15 protein-coding genes are annotated in these 16,489 nt (G+C 58.0%); 6 read left to right on the top strand and 9 right to left on the bottom strand.

Annotated features, from left to right (window positions below; all coding sequences use genetic code 11):
- The first annotated feature begins 34 nt into the window (after positions 1–34).
- The gene (locus tag EYC79_RS16685; protein WP_245495305.1) at positions 35–1,276 is read left to right on the top strand and encodes a glucoamylase family protein; all 1,242 of its coding nucleotides are present in this window, start codon (positions 35–37) and stop codon (positions 1,274–1,276) included.
- Between the two features lie 17 nt (positions 1,277–1,293).
- Here the strand turns inward: EYC79_RS16685 and EYC79_RS16680 are convergent, their stop codons facing one another.
- The gene (locus EYC79_RS16680) at positions 1,294–2,034 is read right to left on the bottom strand and encodes an MOSC domain-containing protein (protein ID WP_130978686.1); all 741 of its coding nucleotides are present in this window, start codon (positions 2,032–2,034) and stop codon (positions 1,294–1,296) included.
- Between the two features lie 52 nt (positions 2,035–2,086).
- Positions 2,087–3,766, bottom strand: a complete 1,680-nt coding sequence (locus EYC79_RS16675) for an FAD/NAD(P)-binding protein (protein WP_130978685.1) — start codon at positions 3,764–3,766, stop codon at positions 2,087–2,089.
- Positions 3,767–3,968: 202 nt separating this feature from the next.
- Here EYC79_RS16675 and EYC79_RS16670 point away from each other — a divergent pair, with 202 nt between their 5' ends.
- The gene (locus tag EYC79_RS16670) at positions 3,969–4,202 is read left to right on the top strand and encodes a DUF2171 domain-containing protein (protein ID WP_062424162.1); all 234 of its coding nucleotides are present in this window, start codon (positions 3,969–3,971) and stop codon (positions 4,200–4,202) included.
- 77 nt (positions 4,203–4,279) lie between these two features.
- Here EYC79_RS16670 and EYC79_RS16665 read toward each other — a convergent pair whose 3' ends face one another.
- The 3 genes from EYC79_RS16665 to fba form a co-directional block, all read right to left on the bottom strand.
- On the bottom strand, positions 4,280–5,908 hold the full coding sequence (locus tag EYC79_RS16665; RefSeq protein WP_113272522.1) for an ABC-F family ATP-binding cassette domain-containing protein: 1,629 nt from the start codon (positions 5,906–5,908) through the stop codon (positions 4,280–4,282).
- A gap of 168 nt (positions 5,909–6,076) precedes the next feature.
- Positions 6,077–6,736 carry a peroxiredoxin gene (locus tag EYC79_RS16660; protein ID WP_062424164.1) on the bottom strand — a complete coding sequence of 220 codons (660 nt, stop codon included), beginning with the start codon at positions 6,734–6,736 and terminating at the stop codon, positions 6,077–6,079.
- 185 nt (positions 6,737–6,921) lie between these two features.
- Positions 6,922–7,986 (bottom strand): class II fructose-bisphosphate aldolase, encoded by a 1,065-nt coding sequence (gene fba / locus EYC79_RS16655; RefSeq protein ID WP_062424165.1) that lies wholly within the window; start codon positions 7,984–7,986, stop codon positions 6,922–6,924.
- Positions 7,987–8,399: 413 nt separating this feature from the next.
- Between fba and EYC79_RS16650 the strand changes: the two genes are divergently transcribed.
- The 4 genes from EYC79_RS16650 to EYC79_RS16635 all read left to right on the top strand — a co-directional run bounded on the left by EYC79_RS16650 (position 8,400) and on the right by EYC79_RS16635 (position 12,632).
- Positions 8,400–9,401, top strand: a complete 1,002-nt coding sequence (locus tag EYC79_RS16650; RefSeq protein WP_130978684.1) for an ABC transporter substrate-binding protein — start codon at positions 8,400–8,402, stop codon at positions 9,399–9,401.
- A 148-nt stretch (positions 9,402–9,549) separates the two neighbouring features.
- Complete coding sequence (locus EYC79_RS16645; protein ID WP_062441642.1) at positions 9,550–10,437, top strand: ABC transporter permease; 888 nt, start codon at positions 9,550–9,552, stop codon at positions 10,435–10,437.
- The gene (locus EYC79_RS16640; RefSeq protein WP_130978683.1) at positions 10,430–11,518 is read left to right on the top strand and encodes a quaternary amine ABC transporter ATP-binding protein; all 1,089 of its coding nucleotides are present in this window, start codon (positions 10,430–10,432) and stop codon (positions 11,516–11,518) included. Before EYC79_RS16645 ends, EYC79_RS16640 begins: the two co-directional genes overlap by 8 nt.
- Before the next feature lie 91 nt (positions 11,519–11,609).
- Entirely contained in the window at positions 11,610–12,632 is a 1,023-nt protein-coding gene (locus EYC79_RS16635; RefSeq protein ID WP_130978682.1) for an LLM class flavin-dependent oxidoreductase, read from the top strand.
- Between the two features lie 59 nt (positions 12,633–12,691).
- On the opposite strand, the gene EYC79_RS16630 is transcribed toward EYC79_RS16635, so the two are convergent.
- The 4 genes from EYC79_RS16630 to EYC79_RS16615 form a co-directional block, all read right to left on the bottom strand.
- Positions 12,692–14,413: an ABC transporter substrate-binding protein gene (locus EYC79_RS16630; RefSeq protein WP_130978681.1), complete on the bottom strand. Its 1,722-nt coding sequence runs from the start codon at positions 14,411–14,413 to the stop codon at positions 12,692–12,694.
- 80 nt (positions 14,414–14,493) lie between these two features.
- Positions 14,494–14,775, bottom strand: a complete 282-nt coding sequence (locus tag EYC79_RS16625; protein ID WP_113265306.1) for a DUF2160 domain-containing protein — start codon at positions 14,773–14,775, stop codon at positions 14,494–14,496.
- A 14-nt stretch (positions 14,776–14,789) separates the two neighbouring features.
- Positions 14,790–15,605: a carbohydrate ABC transporter permease gene (locus tag EYC79_RS16620; RefSeq protein WP_062424172.1), complete on the bottom strand. Its 816-nt coding sequence runs from the start codon at positions 15,603–15,605 to the stop codon at positions 14,790–14,792.
- A 14-nt stretch (positions 15,606–15,619) separates the two neighbouring features.
- Positions 15,620–16,486, bottom strand: a complete 867-nt coding sequence (locus EYC79_RS16615; protein WP_062424173.1) for a carbohydrate ABC transporter permease — start codon at positions 16,484–16,486, stop codon at positions 15,620–15,622.
- Between the last annotated feature and the right edge of the window lie 3 nt (positions 16,487–16,489).

The following is a 16,489-nucleotide window of genomic DNA, read 5'->3' as shown; positions in this document are numbered from 1 at the left end:
GGGCGGCTGTCGCAAAGGCGATAGCCGGACAAGAGTGCGAATAGAAACGTCCGAGACGAGTGCCTTTCCCTCCGTCAATCTTTTTGACGATATCCATCGGTCGACCTTCGACTATTTCTGGTCGGGCGCTCACCCCGACACAGGTTTGCCTTTCGACCGGCTGAGTGCCGAGGGAAAGCCGATCAACGACATCGTCTCGATATCCGGTGCCGGCTTCGGCCTCATGGCCATACTTGTCGGTGCCGAACAGGGATGGATCGGTCGCGGGCAAGCGCTCGAGCGCGTCTCGCGCATGCTTCAGTCGCTGTCCTCCGTGGAGCGGTTTCACGGTGCCTTACCGCATTTCGTGCATGCGCAGACGCTGACGATTCTCCCCTTCGGTCGCAGGGACGATGGTGCCGATCTGGTGGAGACCTCTCTATTTCTGCAGGGCCTGATCTGCGCGAGGGAGTATTTCGCAGGACAGACTTCAGACGAAACGGCCTTTAGAACTTCTGCGGATCACATCATTCAAGGGGTCGAATGGTCGTGGTTCACCCGCAAGAAGCATGGCCCGCTTTATTGGCATTGGAGTCCAAAGTATCACTGGGCGCGTAACGTGCCGATCACCGGCTGGAACGAGGCGCTGATCGCTTACGTGCTTGCAGCTGGCGCAGAGGATCATGCCATCAAGCCGGAGAGTTACCATGCCGGCTGGGCAAGGCATGGCGAGATGGTCAATGGTAACACCTATCTCGGCACAGTTTTGCCTCTGGGCGAGCCCTTTGGTGGCCCGCTGTTCCTGTCGCAATACTCGTTCTGTGGCCTCGACCCGTTCGGGCTTCGCGACCGCTATTGCGATTACGCTGAGCAGGTTACCGCCCATGCCCGGATCAATCACGATTACTGCAAGGCAAAGTTTGGCGATCCAGGTGCCTGGGGAATGACGGCCTGCGATGGGCCGAAAGGCTATCGCGCTTTCTCGCCAACCGTCGATGGCGGCATTATCGCGCCGACGGCCGCCCTTTCGAGTTTTGCGTTTCTGCCGGATGAGGCGGAGGAGGCGCTGGAGATCTTCGCGTCCAATCAAGATGGAAAGCTGCTGGGACGATATGGTTTTGTCGATTCCTTCTCACCTGCCACCGGCTGGGCGGCGAAAACGCATCTGGCCACCAACCAGGGGCCGATCGTCGCGATGATGGAAAACCATCGCTCCGGTCTGCTTTGGCGGTTGTTCATGAAGTCACCCGAAGTGCAGCGCGGACTGGACAGGTTGGGGTTCGAGCGACCGAAATGAAGCCGAACGGCCGGTCCTCAGCCTTCGATGAAAACGTCCGTTCCGGTGCGCAGAACCCCGCTCTCGACCACATCGCAATAGACGCCAAGGCATCTGTGGTTCGTGCGCAGGATGGTTCTCAAGACATCCGGCTGCTCAGGCAGCTCCGGTTGCGGGATCAGGGTAACGCCGCAGCGCTTGGTCTTCTCAATGACGATGGCGCGGATGTTGCCGATATGCAGGATGGCACCGATCCAATCGTCTTCGGGAAACGCATCCGTTACCGATGCCTGGAGAAAGATCGACGGTCGGAAGCGCCTGCGATCGGCCTCGCCCGAGGCCAGACGGTCTCGGATCTGCGCGACCGAGGCCGAGGAGAGAAGGTGGAGCGGGCTTGCCTGATAGGCCCTGCCGATAACGGGGAGCCTCTGTTCGAGCTCCTCCGCCGCATCGGCGTATTTGCCGATGGAGACGCTGAAGCCGAAATGCGCAGACAGTCTTCTTGGAAGATGGTGATCGTCAATGGGCAGTTCATCGCCATCGGGAAACAGAAGCCAGGTTTTTCCGGCGCCATCGATCCGGCTGGAGAGCATGAGGGCAGGGCGCCAGCGTGCGTCCTTTTCCGGTGTGGCGATGGCGCCGGTGCTGGTCTCGAAAAGCCCAAAGCACCGATCGCCGGCTATGCCTCTTTCATGGAGGGTAACGGTGTCACATCTTTCGCCTCCAGTTGAACTGACGGGGTAACGCCAGATTTCCTGGATGTGGCCAACTTTATTCATGCTGCGAATTCCAACGGTTGATCAGACTGCTTCCCTGTTACGGGACGCGTCCTCAAGCCGTAAGACGCTCGTGCAGGTCAATTTTCGCCAAGTCCTTGATAATCGACCCTGCAACGACTTCTCCTATTTCAGCGGCACTGGTGATCCCCTGTATAAACGGATGTTTGTGCAGGAGATAGGGAATTGCAGCACAATAGAGCGCTGTCTGAAGTGCACCCCCGGAGATCACGCGATACTCCTCATCCACATCGATGCCGCCAAGATGGGCAACTGCGCGCGCATTGTCATCCGAGAATACGCTGCGTTCCAGCACGGTTGGCGCCTCCCGCACCACCTCACTGCTGACAAGGCTGGGGAAGGGGATGTCCTTGGCGGAGTGGGCGCTCTGGCCCGTCGCATCGATGAAGGTGTCGAACTGGAGTGTCGTATCGTCCATCGTCACCGTCGCGCCACGGCGCCCGGGATCGGTCGCGATCTCATAATCGTTTCCGAGTTTCTGGATCGACAGCACGCCGGCATTGCGAAGCGCAAGGACTCGCTCAATGGAGAGATGCGGGACAGTCGCATACTCATCAATGAAGATGCTTTTGAAGGACTTTCCGAACCGCTTGAAGTCCTCAAGATCCAGATGAGGCACGATTCTCGCAACGATCTCATGGGTGATCATGATGGCGTTGCGCCACGGCACCGTGACCTCGTGGGTCATATTGCTCTTCGCTTCGGCCAGATTGAGCGCTGCCCAGGCAAAGGGGTCCGTTCCGGAGCGGTACGCATAATAGGCATCGGCAAAGGTGTCGACGTCGAGATCCGACAATCCGATCTGCATGGCATAGTCCGGATCGCGCAGCGAGAGTTCCTGACGGAAAAGCTCGAATGTCGCATCGAGAAGGCCGCCTGGTCCTTTTGCAATCAGCGCATCGACCGCTTCTTCGGTACAAATGCTCGGCGTCTCGTAGGGAATGGGGAAATAGAAGTCGGCTTCCGGCAGCAGACCTTTTCGCGACATCAATGTCGCGTGAAAATCACCAGCGTCGCTTGCAGTCTTATAGGTCAGCGCGCCCGCCTCGTCATAGAGGAAAGAGCCGTTCGACGTCGAGACGGTCATCACGGCGTCGATGGCGCTCAGCGACGTTCCAAGAATGCCGAGCCGTCCGCCGCGAATGCTCTCGAGAGCGGTGGCTGGCCAGGGCGAGACGAAGTATCCGGGCTTCGTCTCGGTCGTTTCAGGCCAATCATGGCCGGTCGCCATGATCACATGACCAAAAGCGCTCCCCAACTGCTCGGCATGCTCCGTTTTCACCTGAATGGCGCCAGGACCGACGACAATGTCCGACACGCGATGACCAGGCTTTACCGTGACCGCATGCCCTCTTTCCTCTGCCTCTGCGAGAAGGAAACGGAATTGCGTATGGAAATAGTCTCCCAGCACCACGCGCGGATAAAACTGGCGCTCATTGATCTCGCTTTTGACGATGCCGAAGCGCTGGAGGTAAGCGTCCGGCTGCTGTTTCAGCCAGTCCGTCAAGATCTGGCCGATCAATGGAATTTCGATGCTCGGGATATTGCACAACATCACCGGGTCGTTGATGCCCGGCAGATAAGGGGTTCCCTTGCCTGCCTCGCTCTCGGCCTCATAGATGGTGATGTCGAGAGGCGTGGCGGATTCGATCAGGTTCTTCAGCGTGTAGATGCCGGTCGGACCCGATCCGATGATGCAGATTCTGTTTTTCACGTGGATCCCGCCCAGTCCGGATGATGATGGTGACCACACTAAAGTCTAGGATCGGAATGTTGTTCCATCGTCCCTTAAAGCGTCCGCTAACGGACGGTCAGTCTGGGTCTCTTTGGCGGCTTGAGTGATTTTTTTGTCGGAACGAAACGGCGCCGGGCTCATTTCCTTCGCATCCGAAACGATAAAACAGGAGGAAATACCAATGGTATCTGCAGACAATATTCGCGAGCATATGGAAGTCAAAGCCGCTGATGGCAGCCATGTTGGCACCGTCGACCACCTGGAAGGCCAGAGCCGCATCAAGCTCACCAAGAACGATGCCGATGACGGCAAGCATCATCTCATTCCGCTTGACTGGGTCGACCATGTTGATTCCCATGTTCATCTCAGCAAGTCCGCATCGGACGTGCGCCAGAACTGGGAAACACTCAACTAATCGAGTGACACTCCTTCACGAAAAATGCGGCCTTTCAGCCGCATTTTTTTTGCTCAGTTGTCTTGCCACGAGCGCTATCAGGCGGCGCGTTCCAGACCTGGCGCTTCCATGCCTGTCCGCTCGACATATTCGGTGTAGCCACCATCATATTGATGGATGCCATCCGGCGTCAGTTCGAGAACGCGGTTGGAGAGGGCGCCCAAGAAATGGCGGTCGTGCGATACGAAGAGCATGGTGCCTTCATATTCCGAAAGCGCCTTGATCAGCATTTCCTTTGTGTCGAGATCCAGGTGGTTGGTCGGTTCGTCGAGGACGAGGAAGTTCGGCGGATCGAACAGCATCGCGGCCATCACCAGGCGGGCTTTCTCGCCGCCCGAGAGTACGCGGCACTTCTTCTCCACATCGTCACCGGTAAAGCCGAAACAGCCGCTCAGTGCACGAAGGGGGGCCTGTCCCGCCTTCGGGAAGCGTTGTTCCAGCCATTGCAGGATGGTGGCATCACCATCCAGGAGATCCATGGAGTGCTGGGCGAAATAGCCGAGCTTTACGCTCGCACCTATCGTGACGACGCCGGCATCCGGCTCGGCGCTGCCCGTTACCAGCTTCAACAGCGTCGATTTGCCAGCGCCGTTGACACCCATCAGGCACCAGCGTTCCTTGCGGCGGATCATGAAATCCAGTCCGTCGTAGATGGTGCGGCTGCCATAGGCCTTCTTGACCTTTTTCAGCGACACCACGTCTTCACCGGAGCGAGGGGCAGGAAGGAATTCGAAGGCCACCGACTGGCGACGACGCGGCGGCTCGACACGCTCGATCTTGTCGAGCTTCTTCACCCGGCTCTGGACCTGGGCGGCGTGCGATGCGCGCGCCTTGAAGCGTTCGATGAACTTCAGTTCCTTCGCAAGCATCGCCTGCTGGCGCTCGAATTGCGCCTGCTGCTGCTTCTCGTTCTGCGCCCGCTGCTGTTCGTAGAAGCCGTAGTCGCCGGAATAGGTCGTCAGCGAGCCGCCATCGATCTCAATGATCTTGTTGACGATGCGGTTCATGAACTCCCGGTCGTGAGAGGTCATCAACAAAGCGCCGTCATAGGTCTTCAGGAAGTTTTCCAGCCAGATCAAGCTTTCGATATCAAGATGGTTGCTCGGTTCGTCGAGAAGCATCACGTCCGGACGCATCAAGAGAATGCGGGCAAGCGCCACACGCATCTTCCAGCCGCCCGAAAGCTTACCCACATCGCCATCCATCATTTCCTGGGTGAAGCTGAGGCCCGCCAAGACTTCGCGTGCACGGCCTTCAAGCGAATAGCCATCAAGCTCCTCATAGCGGGCCTGGACCTCGCCGTAACGTTCGATGATCTCGTCCATCTGATCGAGTTGATCGGGATCGACCATGCGGGCTTCAAGTTCGCGAAGTTCAGCGGCAATGACGCTGACGGGGCCGGCGCCTTCCATGGCTTCGGCAACCGCGCTGCGACCGGCCATCTCACCGACATCCTGATTGAAGTAGCCGATGGTGATGTTCTTCTCGGCGGCGACCTGCCCCTCATCCGGCAGCTCCTCGCCGGTGATCATGCGGAAAAGCGTGGTCTTGCCAGCGCCGTTCGGTCCCACCAGACCGACCTTTTCGCCGCGGTTGAGCGCCGCGGACGCCTCGATATAGAGAATGCGATGGCTGGCGGATTTGCTGATATTTTCAATGCGGATCATGGGGAGCGGACCAAACTGTCAAAACGTTGCGCCCCTATGCCACGGCCTGCCTGCGGTGTCATCCGTTGAATGCTCGGGGTGGCCAAGAACAGTGCCAAAGCCGATCTCAAACGGAAAAAGCGGCCGCTTATAGGGCCGCTTTTTCCTCTTCTCGCCTTGGGAGGCTGGTTATGCCTGGGGCTGCTTGGTCTTGCGCAGATAGGGCAGCACGGTGTCGAAGGATCCGAAACGCTTCACCGCGTCTTCATTCGAAACGGCAGCCGTGATGATGACATCGTCGCCCTGCTTCCAGTTGGCGGGCGTTGCCACCTGATGCTTTGCCGTCAACTGGATGGAGTCGATCGTGCGCAGGATTTCATCGAAGTTGCGGCCGGTCGTCATCGGATAAGTGAGGATCAGCTTGATCTTCTTGTCCGGGCCGATGACGTAGACGGAGCGCACCGTCGCGTTATCCGCCGGTGTGCGGCCTTCGGAGCTGCTGCCGGCGTCTTCCGGCAGCATGTCGTAAAGTTTGGCAACCTTCAGTTCCTTGTCGCCGATCAGCGGATACTCGACATTAAAGCCAGTTGCGGTCTTGATGTCCTGCTTCCACTGCGCGTGGCTTTCGACCGGGTCGACGGAAATGCCGATGACCTTGACGTTGCGCTTCTTGAATTCCCCATCAAGGCCGGCCATCGCGCCGAGCTCGGTTGTGCAGACAGGGGTGAAATTCTTGGGGTGAGAGAAGAGTACCGCCCAGCTATCGCCGATCCAGTCGTGAAAGCTGATCTGGCCCTGGGTCGTGTCCGCCGTAAAATCTGGTGCGGTCTGGTTGATGCGCAATGTCATTGTCTGCTCCCATTCACATGTTGACGGAATAGTGCCGTGAAACCCACCGCATGTCGCCGCAGATTTGTGCTTGCTGCAAAGGTTCAAAGAAAAATGAGTCTGAATTTTGTAGGAGGGCGCAAAGTTTATCCTACAAATGATCGATGGCCGAACCAGATGTTCGGCCATCGAGAGAATGTGCGCTCTTAGGAAATGACCGGATCGAGCGAGCCGGAAGCGTAACGCTTTGCCATGTCACGCAGCGGGATCGGCGTGATCTTGGATGCCTGACCAGCCGTGTTGAACAGCTCGAAACGCTCTTTGCAGAGCTTGGTCATGGCTTCGCGGGCAGGCTTCAGATACTTGCGCAGATCGAATTCAGCAGGCTCTTCGACAAGAACCTTGCGGATCTGACCAGTGATGGCCATACGGCAATCGGTGTCGATGTTGATCTTGCGAACGCCGTTCTTGATGCCGCGCTGGATTTCCTCGATCGGAACGCCGAAGGTCGGCTTGATCGCGCCGCCATAGGCATTGATGATGTCCTGCAGATCCTGCGGAACCGTCGAGGAACCGTGCATCACAAGGTGCGTGTTCGGCAGCTTGCGGTGGATTTCTTCAATGACGTTCATGGCCAGAACGCTGCCGTCCGGCTTGCGTGTGAATTTGTAGGCGCCGTGGCTGGTGCCCATGGCAACGGCCAGCGCGTCGACCTTTGTCTCGCGAACGAATTTCACCGCTTCATCCGGGTCGGTCAAAAGCTGGTCGTGCGAGAGAACGCCTTCGGCACCATGACCGTCTTCGGCTTCGCCCATGCCGGTTTCGAGAGAGCCGAGAACGCCGAGTTCGCCTTCGACCGAGATGCCGCCATAGTGGGCCATGTTCGTGACCTGGCGCGTCACATCGACATTGTAATCCCAGTCGCCCGGCGTCTTGCCGTCAGCCTTCAGCGAGCCGTCCATCATTACCGAAGTGAAGCCAGCCTGGATGGCCGTCATACAGTTTGCGGGCTCGTTGCCATGGTCGAGGTGAACGCAGACGGGGATGTCCGGATAGATTTCCACCACAGCGTCCATCATGTGCTTGAGCATGATGTCATGGGCATAAGCACGAGCGCCACGCGAGGCCTGCATGATGACGGGCGAGTTGGTTGCGCTGGCGGCATCCATGATGGCCAGTGCCTGTTCCATATTGTTGATGTTGAAGGCGGGCACGCCATAATCGTGTTCAGCTGCGTGATCGAGCAGTTGGCGGAGCGTAATTCGAGCCAAGGTTTCTCCCCTTAATTGAGGTCGCCGTCGATTGCGGGGACCATTTGAACCGAGTGTGTGACCGATTTTTCATCACGGAAAACACTCTTGTCTTGAAGGACATAACTCGCCAAGCACTTTTTAACGGCATGAGTTTTTCAAACGATTTGGATCGAATCTTTTTTTGGGATGGCGCTTCAAACCGGTACCGCGACCGTCATTCTCAACTTAAGCGAGAATCGAATCGGTTCTTTCAATAGGCGAATTCAAAAGAAATTAACCTGTCGTAGTTGAGCGAAAACCCGTCGCTTTCTGCGCAGGCTGTCGGCGGTCTTCACGCCATCATCCACCCAAGCTTGCAAAAGACAAGAAATGAGCCTGGTGCCAGCGGCGCACTTGCGCTTTCATAGATGCCGCCAACAAAGGGAACAGATATGAAGAAACTTCTTGCATCGACCTGTCTCGTATTTGGACTGCTGGGTGGCGCCGTCGCCGCCAATGCTGCCGAATGCGGTAGCCCCACCATCGCCAGCATGAACTGGCAGAGTGCTGAAGTGCTTTCCAACATCGACAAGATCATCTTGAACGAAGGCTATGGCTGCACCGCCGAGATCACGGTTGGCGACACGGTTCCGACCATCACCTCGATGGCTGAAAAGGGCCAGCCGGATATCGCGCCGGAAGCCTGGGTGGATTTGCTTCCAGATGTCGTCAAGCGCGGCGTCGATGAAGGCAAGCTGGTCGTTGCGGCCAAGGCGCTGAAGGATGGCGGCGTTCAGAGCTGGTGGATCCCGAAATATTTCGCGGACGCGCACCCTGAAATCAGGACCTTCGCAGATGTCTTCAAGAACCCGAAGCTGTTCCCCGATCCTGAAGATCCGAGCAAGGGTGCTGTCGTCAACGGTCCGCAGGGCTGGGGTGGCACGGTCGTAACCGCGCAGCTCTTCAAGGCCTATGGCGGTGAAAAGGCTGGCTTCACCCTGGTCGACAGCGGCTCCGCCGCCGGTCTCGATGGCTCGATTGCAAAGGCTTATGAGCGCAAGCAGCCATGGGTCGGCTATTACTGGGCGCCGACCGCTATCCTCGGAAAGTACGAGATGGTGAAGCTGGCTCAGGACGTGCCGAACGATCCGGCAGAATGGAAACGCTGCAACACGGTTGCCGATTGCCCGGATCCCAAGCCGAACGCCTGGCCGGTTGACCAGGTCGTGACGCTCGTCGCCAAGCCCTTCTCCGAAAAGGCTGGCCCTGACGTGATGGCCTATCTCAACAAGCGTTCCTGGGACAACGCCACCGTCAACAAGCTGATGGCATGGATGACCGACAACCAGGCGACTGGCGAAGACGGCGCCAAGCACTTCCTCAAGGAAAATGCCGACGTCTGGTCGACGTGGGTCTCGCCGGAAGCAGCCGCGAAGATCAAGGCGTCTCTCTAACTACTCCCCCTCGCCACGCCGTTCTCTTGAGAACGCGCGGCACGCGAAACGACATGCGGCGCCCATCTGCCGCATGTCAACGCCGTGGGTGACGATACGTCACTGTTCGACCGTTCCCCTCCCGGGGCAACGCTCACAGGGGATGACTATGGATTGGTTTTACACATTTCCGCATATGAATGATGAGGCTCTTCGGAACCTCAAGAAGGTGATCGACGACGGCTTCCGCGGCTTTACCCGGGAATGGGGCGGCACGATTGAAACGTTCTTTTCGCCGCTTCAGCATTTCCTGATTTCGGCCGAACGCTTCATGACACAGACACCGTGGCCGATCATCATCCTGATCATCATGGCAATCGCCTGGTTTGCCAGCCGCAGCATCAAGATCGTTTTCGGCTGTCTGATCACACTCCTCCTCATCGGTTACTTCGACATGTGGACCGATACGATGCGAACGATCTCGATGATCTTCGTCTGTACGGTGCTGTCCATTGCCATCGGCCTTCCACTGGGCATTGCCATGTCGCGGTCCGATCGCTTTCAGCGGATCGTCAATCCCGTGCTGGACGTGATGCAGACGATGCCAAGCTTCGTCTATCTGATCCCGGTTGTCATGCTGCTCGGCATCGGCAAGGTGCCAGGCCTGATCGCCGTCGTTATCTACGCCATCCCGCCGATGATCCGCCTGACTGATCTCGGTATCCGCCTCGTCGACAAGGACGTGCTGGAAGCGGCAGATGCATTCGGTTCCTCCGGCTGGCAGAAGCTCTTCAAGGTGCAGCTACCGCTCGCCTTGCCGACGATCATGGCCGGTATCAACCAGACGATCATGATGGCACTTGCCATGGTGGTGGTCGCATCCATGATCGGCGTGCAGGGGCTGGGTCAGCCGGTGCTCAAGGCCATCGCCAACCAGTACTTCACGCTCGGCATCTTCAACGGTCTTGCCATTGTCGGCATTGCCATCATCTTCGACCGGATCAGCCAGGCCTATGGCAAGCGGCTCCAGAAGCACCAGGAGGTCGCCCATGGCTGATGGTTTCGGCGGTATTGAAATCCGCAATCTCTACAAGATTTTCGGTTCCAACCCTGCGTCCCATGTGGAGGCCGTGCGCAACGGTCTGACGAAGCAAGAGTTGAACGAGAAGTATGGCCATGTGCTCGGGCTTCGCGATATCAACATCACCATTCCGTCCGGCTGCATTCAGGTCATTATGGGCCTGTCGGGTTCCGGTAAGTCCACACTGATCCGCCACATCAACCGGCTGATCGATCCAACCGCCGGCGAGGTGCTGGTGGATGGCGTGGACGTGGTGAAGATGTCACCGACGGAGCTTCGCGAGTTCCGTCGTCATCAGACGGCCATGGTGTTTCAGAAGTTCGCACTTCTGCCGCATCGCAACGTGCTGGACAACACGATCTACGGTCTCGAGGTTCAGGGTGTCGCCCGTAACAAGAGCATAGACATCGCAATGCGGTGGCTGGAGCGCGTCGGCCTGAAGGGTTTCGAACAGCGTTACCCGAACCAGCTGTCGGGCGGCATGCAGCAGCGCGTGGGCCTTGCCCGTGCGCTTTCCAACGACGCGCCGGTGCTGTTGATGGACGAAGCCTATTCCGCCCTTGATCCTCTGATCCGCACGGACATGCAGACGGTGCTTCTCGATATCCAGAGCGAAATCAAGAAGACCATCATCTTCATCACCCATGATCTGGATGAGGCGCTTCGTCTCGGCGACCAGATTGCGATCCTTCGGGATGGCGAAGTCATTCAGCAGGGAACGAGCCAGGATATCGTCTTGCGCCCTGCGGACGCTTACATCGAAAGCTTCGTCAAGGAAGTCAACCGCGGTCGGGTTGTCCATGTGGAAGCCATCATGACGCCGGTACGCAGCGGCGTCGTTGCGGATGCTCCGCCAATCCCGGCCGGCACCAGCATCGAAGAGGCCATGCGACTGCTTTCTATGAGCGGGCACGAAGTTGCTACGGTGGTGGGCAAGAAGGTAGAGCCGCTCGGCATGATCACATTCCGTCAGCTGGCAGGTGCCATGGTCAATGCGCCGGGCTCCGGAACAGCGGAAACCTGTCACGGAGATCATGTCGTGCGTGCACAGGCCTGAACGCACTGTTCACCAATCGCTTCGGTACATCCTGCTGGCGGCGCACTATATGTGGGACAACCACATCAATTAAGCCAGCAGGTTTTATCTCATGAAGAAGATCGGTTTTCTGTCCTTCGGCCATTGGAGCCCTGGATCCCATTCACAAGCGCGTTCCGCCAAGGACGTTCTGCAACAATCCATTGAACTCTCCGTCGCCGCCGAGGAAATCGGCGTTGATGGCGCCTATTTCCGCGTTCATCACTTTGCACGCCAGCTTGCTTCCCCCTTTCCATTGCTTGCCGCAGTCGGTGCGCGCACCAAGTCGATCGAGATCGGCACGGCCGTCATCGACATGCGCTACGAGAACCCGCTTTATATGACGGAAGATGCAGGCTCCGCCGATCTGATAGCCAACGGACGTCTTCAACTGGGTTTGAGCCGAGGCTCGCCGGAACAGGTGATCGACGGCTGGCGCTACTTCGGCCATCGCCCCGCCGAGGGCGAAAGCGACGCCGATATGGGTCGGCGCAACACCGAGATCCTGTTGGAGGTCCTGAAAGGCCAGGGCTTTGCCGAGCCCAATCCGCAGCCAATGTTCCCAAATCCGCCCGGTCTCTTGCGACTCGAACCCCATTCGGAAGGCTTGCGCGACCGTTTGTGGTGGGGTGCCGGCTCCAACGCGACAGCCCGATGGGCTGCAAAGCTCGGCATGAACCTGCAAAGCTCCACCTTGAAGGACGACGAAACGGGCGAACCCTTCCATGTCCAGCAGGCGGCGCAGATCAAAGCCTATCGCGAGGCGTGGAAAGAAGCCGGTCACGAACGGACGCCTCGCGTATCCGTGAGCCGCAGCATCTTCGCGCTGGTGGATGATCGCGACCGGGCCTATTTCGGTCGCGGTTCGAAGGAAAGCGATAGCATCGGTTACCTCGACGCCAATACGCGCGCCATCTTCGGCCGGTCCTACGCCGCCGAGCCGGATGTGCTGGTCAAGGAACTGGCGAAGGATGAAGCGGTTGCGGAAGCCGATACGCTGTTGCTGACCATTCCGAACCAACTTGGCGTCGATTATAACGTCCATGCGCTGGAGGCGATCTTGAAATATGTTGCGCCGGAACTCGGCTGGCGCTGACGATATGAGAAAGCCGGAGCGAAATTCGCCCCGGCTTTTTCTTTATTTAACGAGCAGGCTTACTTCTGCCAGCTCTTCACCAGTTCGTCGTAGTTCACGGTTACCGGCTTTTCCTTCTCGTTCTCGACCTTCAACTGCGGTGCCAGGTTGCCCTTGGCGACGGCATCCTTGTGCCAGTATTCGAGATCGTGCTCTTCCGCCAGCTTCGGTCCCTTGTCGCCCTGAACGCCTGCACGTTCCAGGCGCTGCATGACCTTTTCCTGTTCGGCGCAAAGCGAGTCCATGGCTTCCTGCGCAGTCTTCGCACCGGAAGAAGCGTCACCGACAGCCTGCCACCACAGCTGAGCCAGCTTCGGGTAGTCAGGAACGTTGGTGCCGGTCGGCGACCACTGAACGCGAGCGGGCGAACGGTAGAATTCGATCAGACCGCCGAGATCCTTGGCGCGCTTGGTGAAGCTCTCGTGGTTGATGGTCGATTCACGGATGAGGGTAAGACCCACATGCGCCTTCTTCACGTCCACCGTCTTGGAGGTGACGAACTGCGCATAGAGCCAGGCGGCCTTGGCGCGGTCGGTTGGGGTGGACTTCATCAGCGTCCAGGAACCCACGTCCTGATAGCCGAGCTTCATGCCGTCTTTCCAGTACACACCATGCGGGGAGGGGGCCATACGCCACTTTGGCGTTCCATCCTCGTTGACGACCGGCAGCCCCTTCTTGACCGCATCCGCGGTAAAGGCGGTGTACCAGAAGATCTGCTGTGCCACTTCGCCCTGCGCCGGCACGGGACCGGATTCGGAGAAGTTCATGCCCTGCGCTGCTGGAGGAGCGTATGCCTTCAGCCAGTCGAGGTATTTCTGGATGGCGTAAACAGAAGCAGGACCATTGGTGTCACCGCCGCGCGCTACGCAAGAGCCGACCGGCTGGGACTTTTCGTTGACCTTGATACCCCATTCGTCGACCGGCAGACCGTTTGGCAGTCCCTTGTCGCCGTTGCCAGCCATGGAGAGCCAGGCATCGGTGAAGCGCCAGCCGAGCGACGGGTCCTTCTTGCCGTAGTCCATATGGCCGTAGACCTTCTTACCGTCGATTTCGCGACCGGTGAAGAACTCTGCGATATCCTCGTAGGCAGACCAGTTGACCGGAACGCCGAGGTCATAGCCGTACTTCGCCTTGAAGTCGGCCTTGTTCTTGGCATCGTTGAACCAGTCGTAGCGGAACCAGTAGAGGTTCGCGAACTGCTGATCAGGCAGCTGGTAAAGCTTGCCGTCGGGAGCGGTGGTGAACTTGGTGCCGATGAAGTCGGGGAGGTCGAGACCTGGATTGGTCACGTCCTTGCCTTCGCCCGCCATCCAGTCTGTAAGGTTGCGAACCTGCTGGTAGCGCCAGTGCGTACCGATGAGGTCGCTGTCGTTGACGAAGGCATCATAGATGTTTTCGCCCGACTGCATCTGCGTCTGTAGCTTTTCAACCACATCACCTTCGCCGATCAGGTCGTGCGTGATCTTGATGCCGGTGATTTCCGAGAACGCCTTGGCCAGGACCTTGGATTCATACTCGTGCGTCGTCAGCGTCTCGGAGACGACCTTGATGTCCATGCCTGCAAAGGGCTTTGCAGCGTCGATGAACCATTGCATTTCCTTTTCCTGGTCCGCACGGGAAAGGGACGAAAGGTCGCCGACTTCCTTGTCGAGAAAGGCTTTGGCTTCATTCATGCCAGCGTGAGCCACGCCGGTGATTGCCAGCAGCGCCGCTGCTGTCGTGGTAAGAAGATGCATTCGCATAAGAGGTCCTCCCAAGGTTTTGCGATTGCGTCATGCGTAGAACTGCCGGGCCGTCCTCCGCCCCGGTATGTTGTCGGCAGCTATACGAAGCGGAACACGCCGATCGCATAGACAACCGAAAGAGCGAGCGCCCACCAAAGGCCTGTGCCGACGAAGCCGAGCCAGGCGAGGTTGATGAAGGCGGAGCCAAGCAGCGAGACGAAGAGCCTATCCCCCCGTGTCGTCTCGAAGCGTAGAATGCCGACGCGCGGATTGCCGCCGGGCGAAAGATACTCCCACACCGCCATGCCGATCATCAGGGTCAGGATCGTCAGGAAAAACAGTGCCGTCGGTAACGTCCACGCCATCCAGGAAAAGTTCATTTCTGTTCTCCTTCTTAGACGCGACCGAGGGCGAAGCCCTTGGCGATGTAGTTGCGGACGAAGTAGATGACGAGCGCGCCGGGAATGATGGTCAGCACGCCGGCTGCAGCCAGAACGCCCCAGTCCATCCCCGATGCGGAAACCGTGCGCGTCATGGTCGCGGCAATCGGCTTTGCTGCTGTTGTCGTGAGTGTTCTGGCGAGCAGTAGCTCGACCCATGAGAACATGAAGCAGAAGAAGGCCGCGACACCGATGCCGCTTGCAATCAGGGGCATGAAGATCTTCACGAAAAAGCGCGGGAAGGAGTATCCATCAATATAGGCGGTCTCGTCGATTTCCTTTGGAACGCCGGACATGAAGCCTTCGAGAATCCACACCGCCAGCGGCACGTTGAACAGGCAGTGGGCAATCGCCACTGCTATATGCGTATCGATCAGGCCGAATGCGGAATAGAGCTGGAAGAACGGCAGGGCGAAGACGGCGGGTGGAGCCATTCGGTTTGTGAGCAGCCAGAAGAACAGATGCTTATCGCCAAGGAAGCGATAGCGAGAGAAGGCATAGGCCGCTGGAAGCGCCGCCGCGACCGAGATGACGGTGTTCAACGCGACATAGATGATCGAGTTGATGTAGCCATTATACCAGGCCGGATCGGTGAAGATGATCGTGTAATTGCGCAGCGTCGGATTTTGTGGCCAAAGCGAGAAGGCGCCGAGGATTTCGGCGTTCTCCTTGAAGCTCATATTCACCAGCCAGTAGATCGGCAGCAGCAAGAAGATGATGTAGATCGTCGGGATCAAGAAGGAGAAGCGGCTCATGGTGGAATTGCTCATATCGATCTCCTTTCTCACGCATCCGCGTCGCTGTTGGTCATGACGGTGTAGAAGATCCAGGACAGCGCCAGGATGATCAGGAAGTAGATGATCGACATGGCCGCTGCCGGACCAAGGTCGAACTGACCGATGGCCATCTTCACGAGATCGATGGAGAGGAAGGTCGTGGAATTGCCGGGGCCGCCGCCGGTGACGACGAAGGGCTCGGTATAGATCATGAAACTGTCCATGAAGCGCAGCAACACGGCGATCAGCAGTACGCGTTTCATCTTAGGCAGTTGAATGAAGCGGAAGACGGACCACCGCGAGGCGCCATCGATGCGAGCCGCTTGATAATAGGCATCCGGTATGGAGACGAGGCCGGCATAGCAGAGCAGCACGACGAGGCTTGTCCAGTGCCAGACATCCATGATGATGACGGTTGCCCAGGCGTCCACCGGGTCCTGCGTGTAGTTGTAGTCGATGCCGAGCTTTGAAAGGTAGTGGCCAAGAAAGCCGATATCGACGCGACCGAAAACCTGCCAGATGGTACCGACGACATTCCAAGGGATGAGGAGCGGTAGCGCCATCAGAACGAGGCAGACGGGAACGCCAAGCCCCTTCTTCGGCATGTTCAGTGCGATCAGAATGCCAAGCGGAATTTCAATCGCCAGAATGACGAGCGAGAAGATCAGGTTGCGGATCAGCGCATCCCAAAAGCGTGGCGAGTGCAGCATTTGCACGAACCAGTCAGTGCCTGCCCAGAAGAACTCATTGTTGCCGAACGTATCCTGCACAGAATAGTTGACGACCGTCATCAGCGGGATGACCGCCGAAAAAGCGACGAGCACCAGAACCGGAATGACGAGGAACCAGGCCTTGTTGTTGACTGTCTTGTCCATGGC

Source organism: Agrobacterium cavarae (genome assembly GCF_004310285.1).
Classification (GTDB): domain Bacteria; phylum Pseudomonadota; class Alphaproteobacteria; order Rhizobiales; family Rhizobiaceae; genus Agrobacterium; species Agrobacterium cavarae.
Note: the sequence above shows the minus strand (reverse complement) of the source record. Positions and strands in the feature narration are given on the sequence as shown.

Coding starts and splice junctions, on each gene's coding strand:
- EYC79_RS16680 (WP_130978686.1), bottom strand. CDS start 2,034: ATGAATAAAGTTGGCCACATCCAGGAAATCTGGCGTTACCCCGTCAGT.
- EYC79_RS16670 (WP_062424162.1), top strand. CDS start 3,969: ATGGTATCTGCAGACAATATTCGCGAGCATATGGAAGTCAAAGCCGCT.
- EYC79_RS16665 (WP_113272522.1), bottom strand. CDS start 5,908: ATGATCCGCATTGAAAATATCAGCAAATCCGCCAGCCATCGCATTCTC.
- EYC79_RS16660 (WP_062424164.1), bottom strand. CDS start 6,736: ATGACATTGCGCATCAACCAGACCGCACCAGATTTTACGGCGGACACG.
- EYC79_RS16650 (WP_130978684.1), top strand. CDS start 8,400: ATGAAGAAACTTCTTGCATCGACCTGTCTCGTATTTGGACTGCTGGGT.
- EYC79_RS16645 (WP_062441642.1), top strand. CDS start 9,550: ATGGATTGGTTTTACACATTTCCGCATATGAATGATGAGGCTCTTCGG.
- EYC79_RS16640 (WP_130978683.1), top strand. CDS start 10,430: ATGGCTGATGGTTTCGGCGGTATTGAAATCCGCAATCTCTACAAGATT.
- EYC79_RS16635 (WP_130978682.1), top strand. CDS start 11,610: ATGAAGAAGATCGGTTTTCTGTCCTTCGGCCATTGGAGCCCTGGATCC.
- EYC79_RS16630 (WP_130978681.1), bottom strand. CDS start 14,413: ATGCGAATGCATCTTCTTACCACGACAGCAGCGGCGCTGCTGGCAATC.
- EYC79_RS16625 (WP_113265306.1), bottom strand. CDS start 14,775: ATGAACTTTTCCTGGATGGCGTGGACGTTACCGACGGCACTGTTTTTC.
- EYC79_RS16620 (WP_062424172.1), bottom strand. CDS start 15,605: ATGAGCAATTCCACCATGAGCCGCTTCTCCTTCTTGATCCCGACGATC.
- EYC79_RS16615 (WP_062424173.1), bottom strand. CDS start 16,486: ATGGACAAGACAGTCAACAACAAGGCCTGGTTCCTCGTCATTCCGGTT.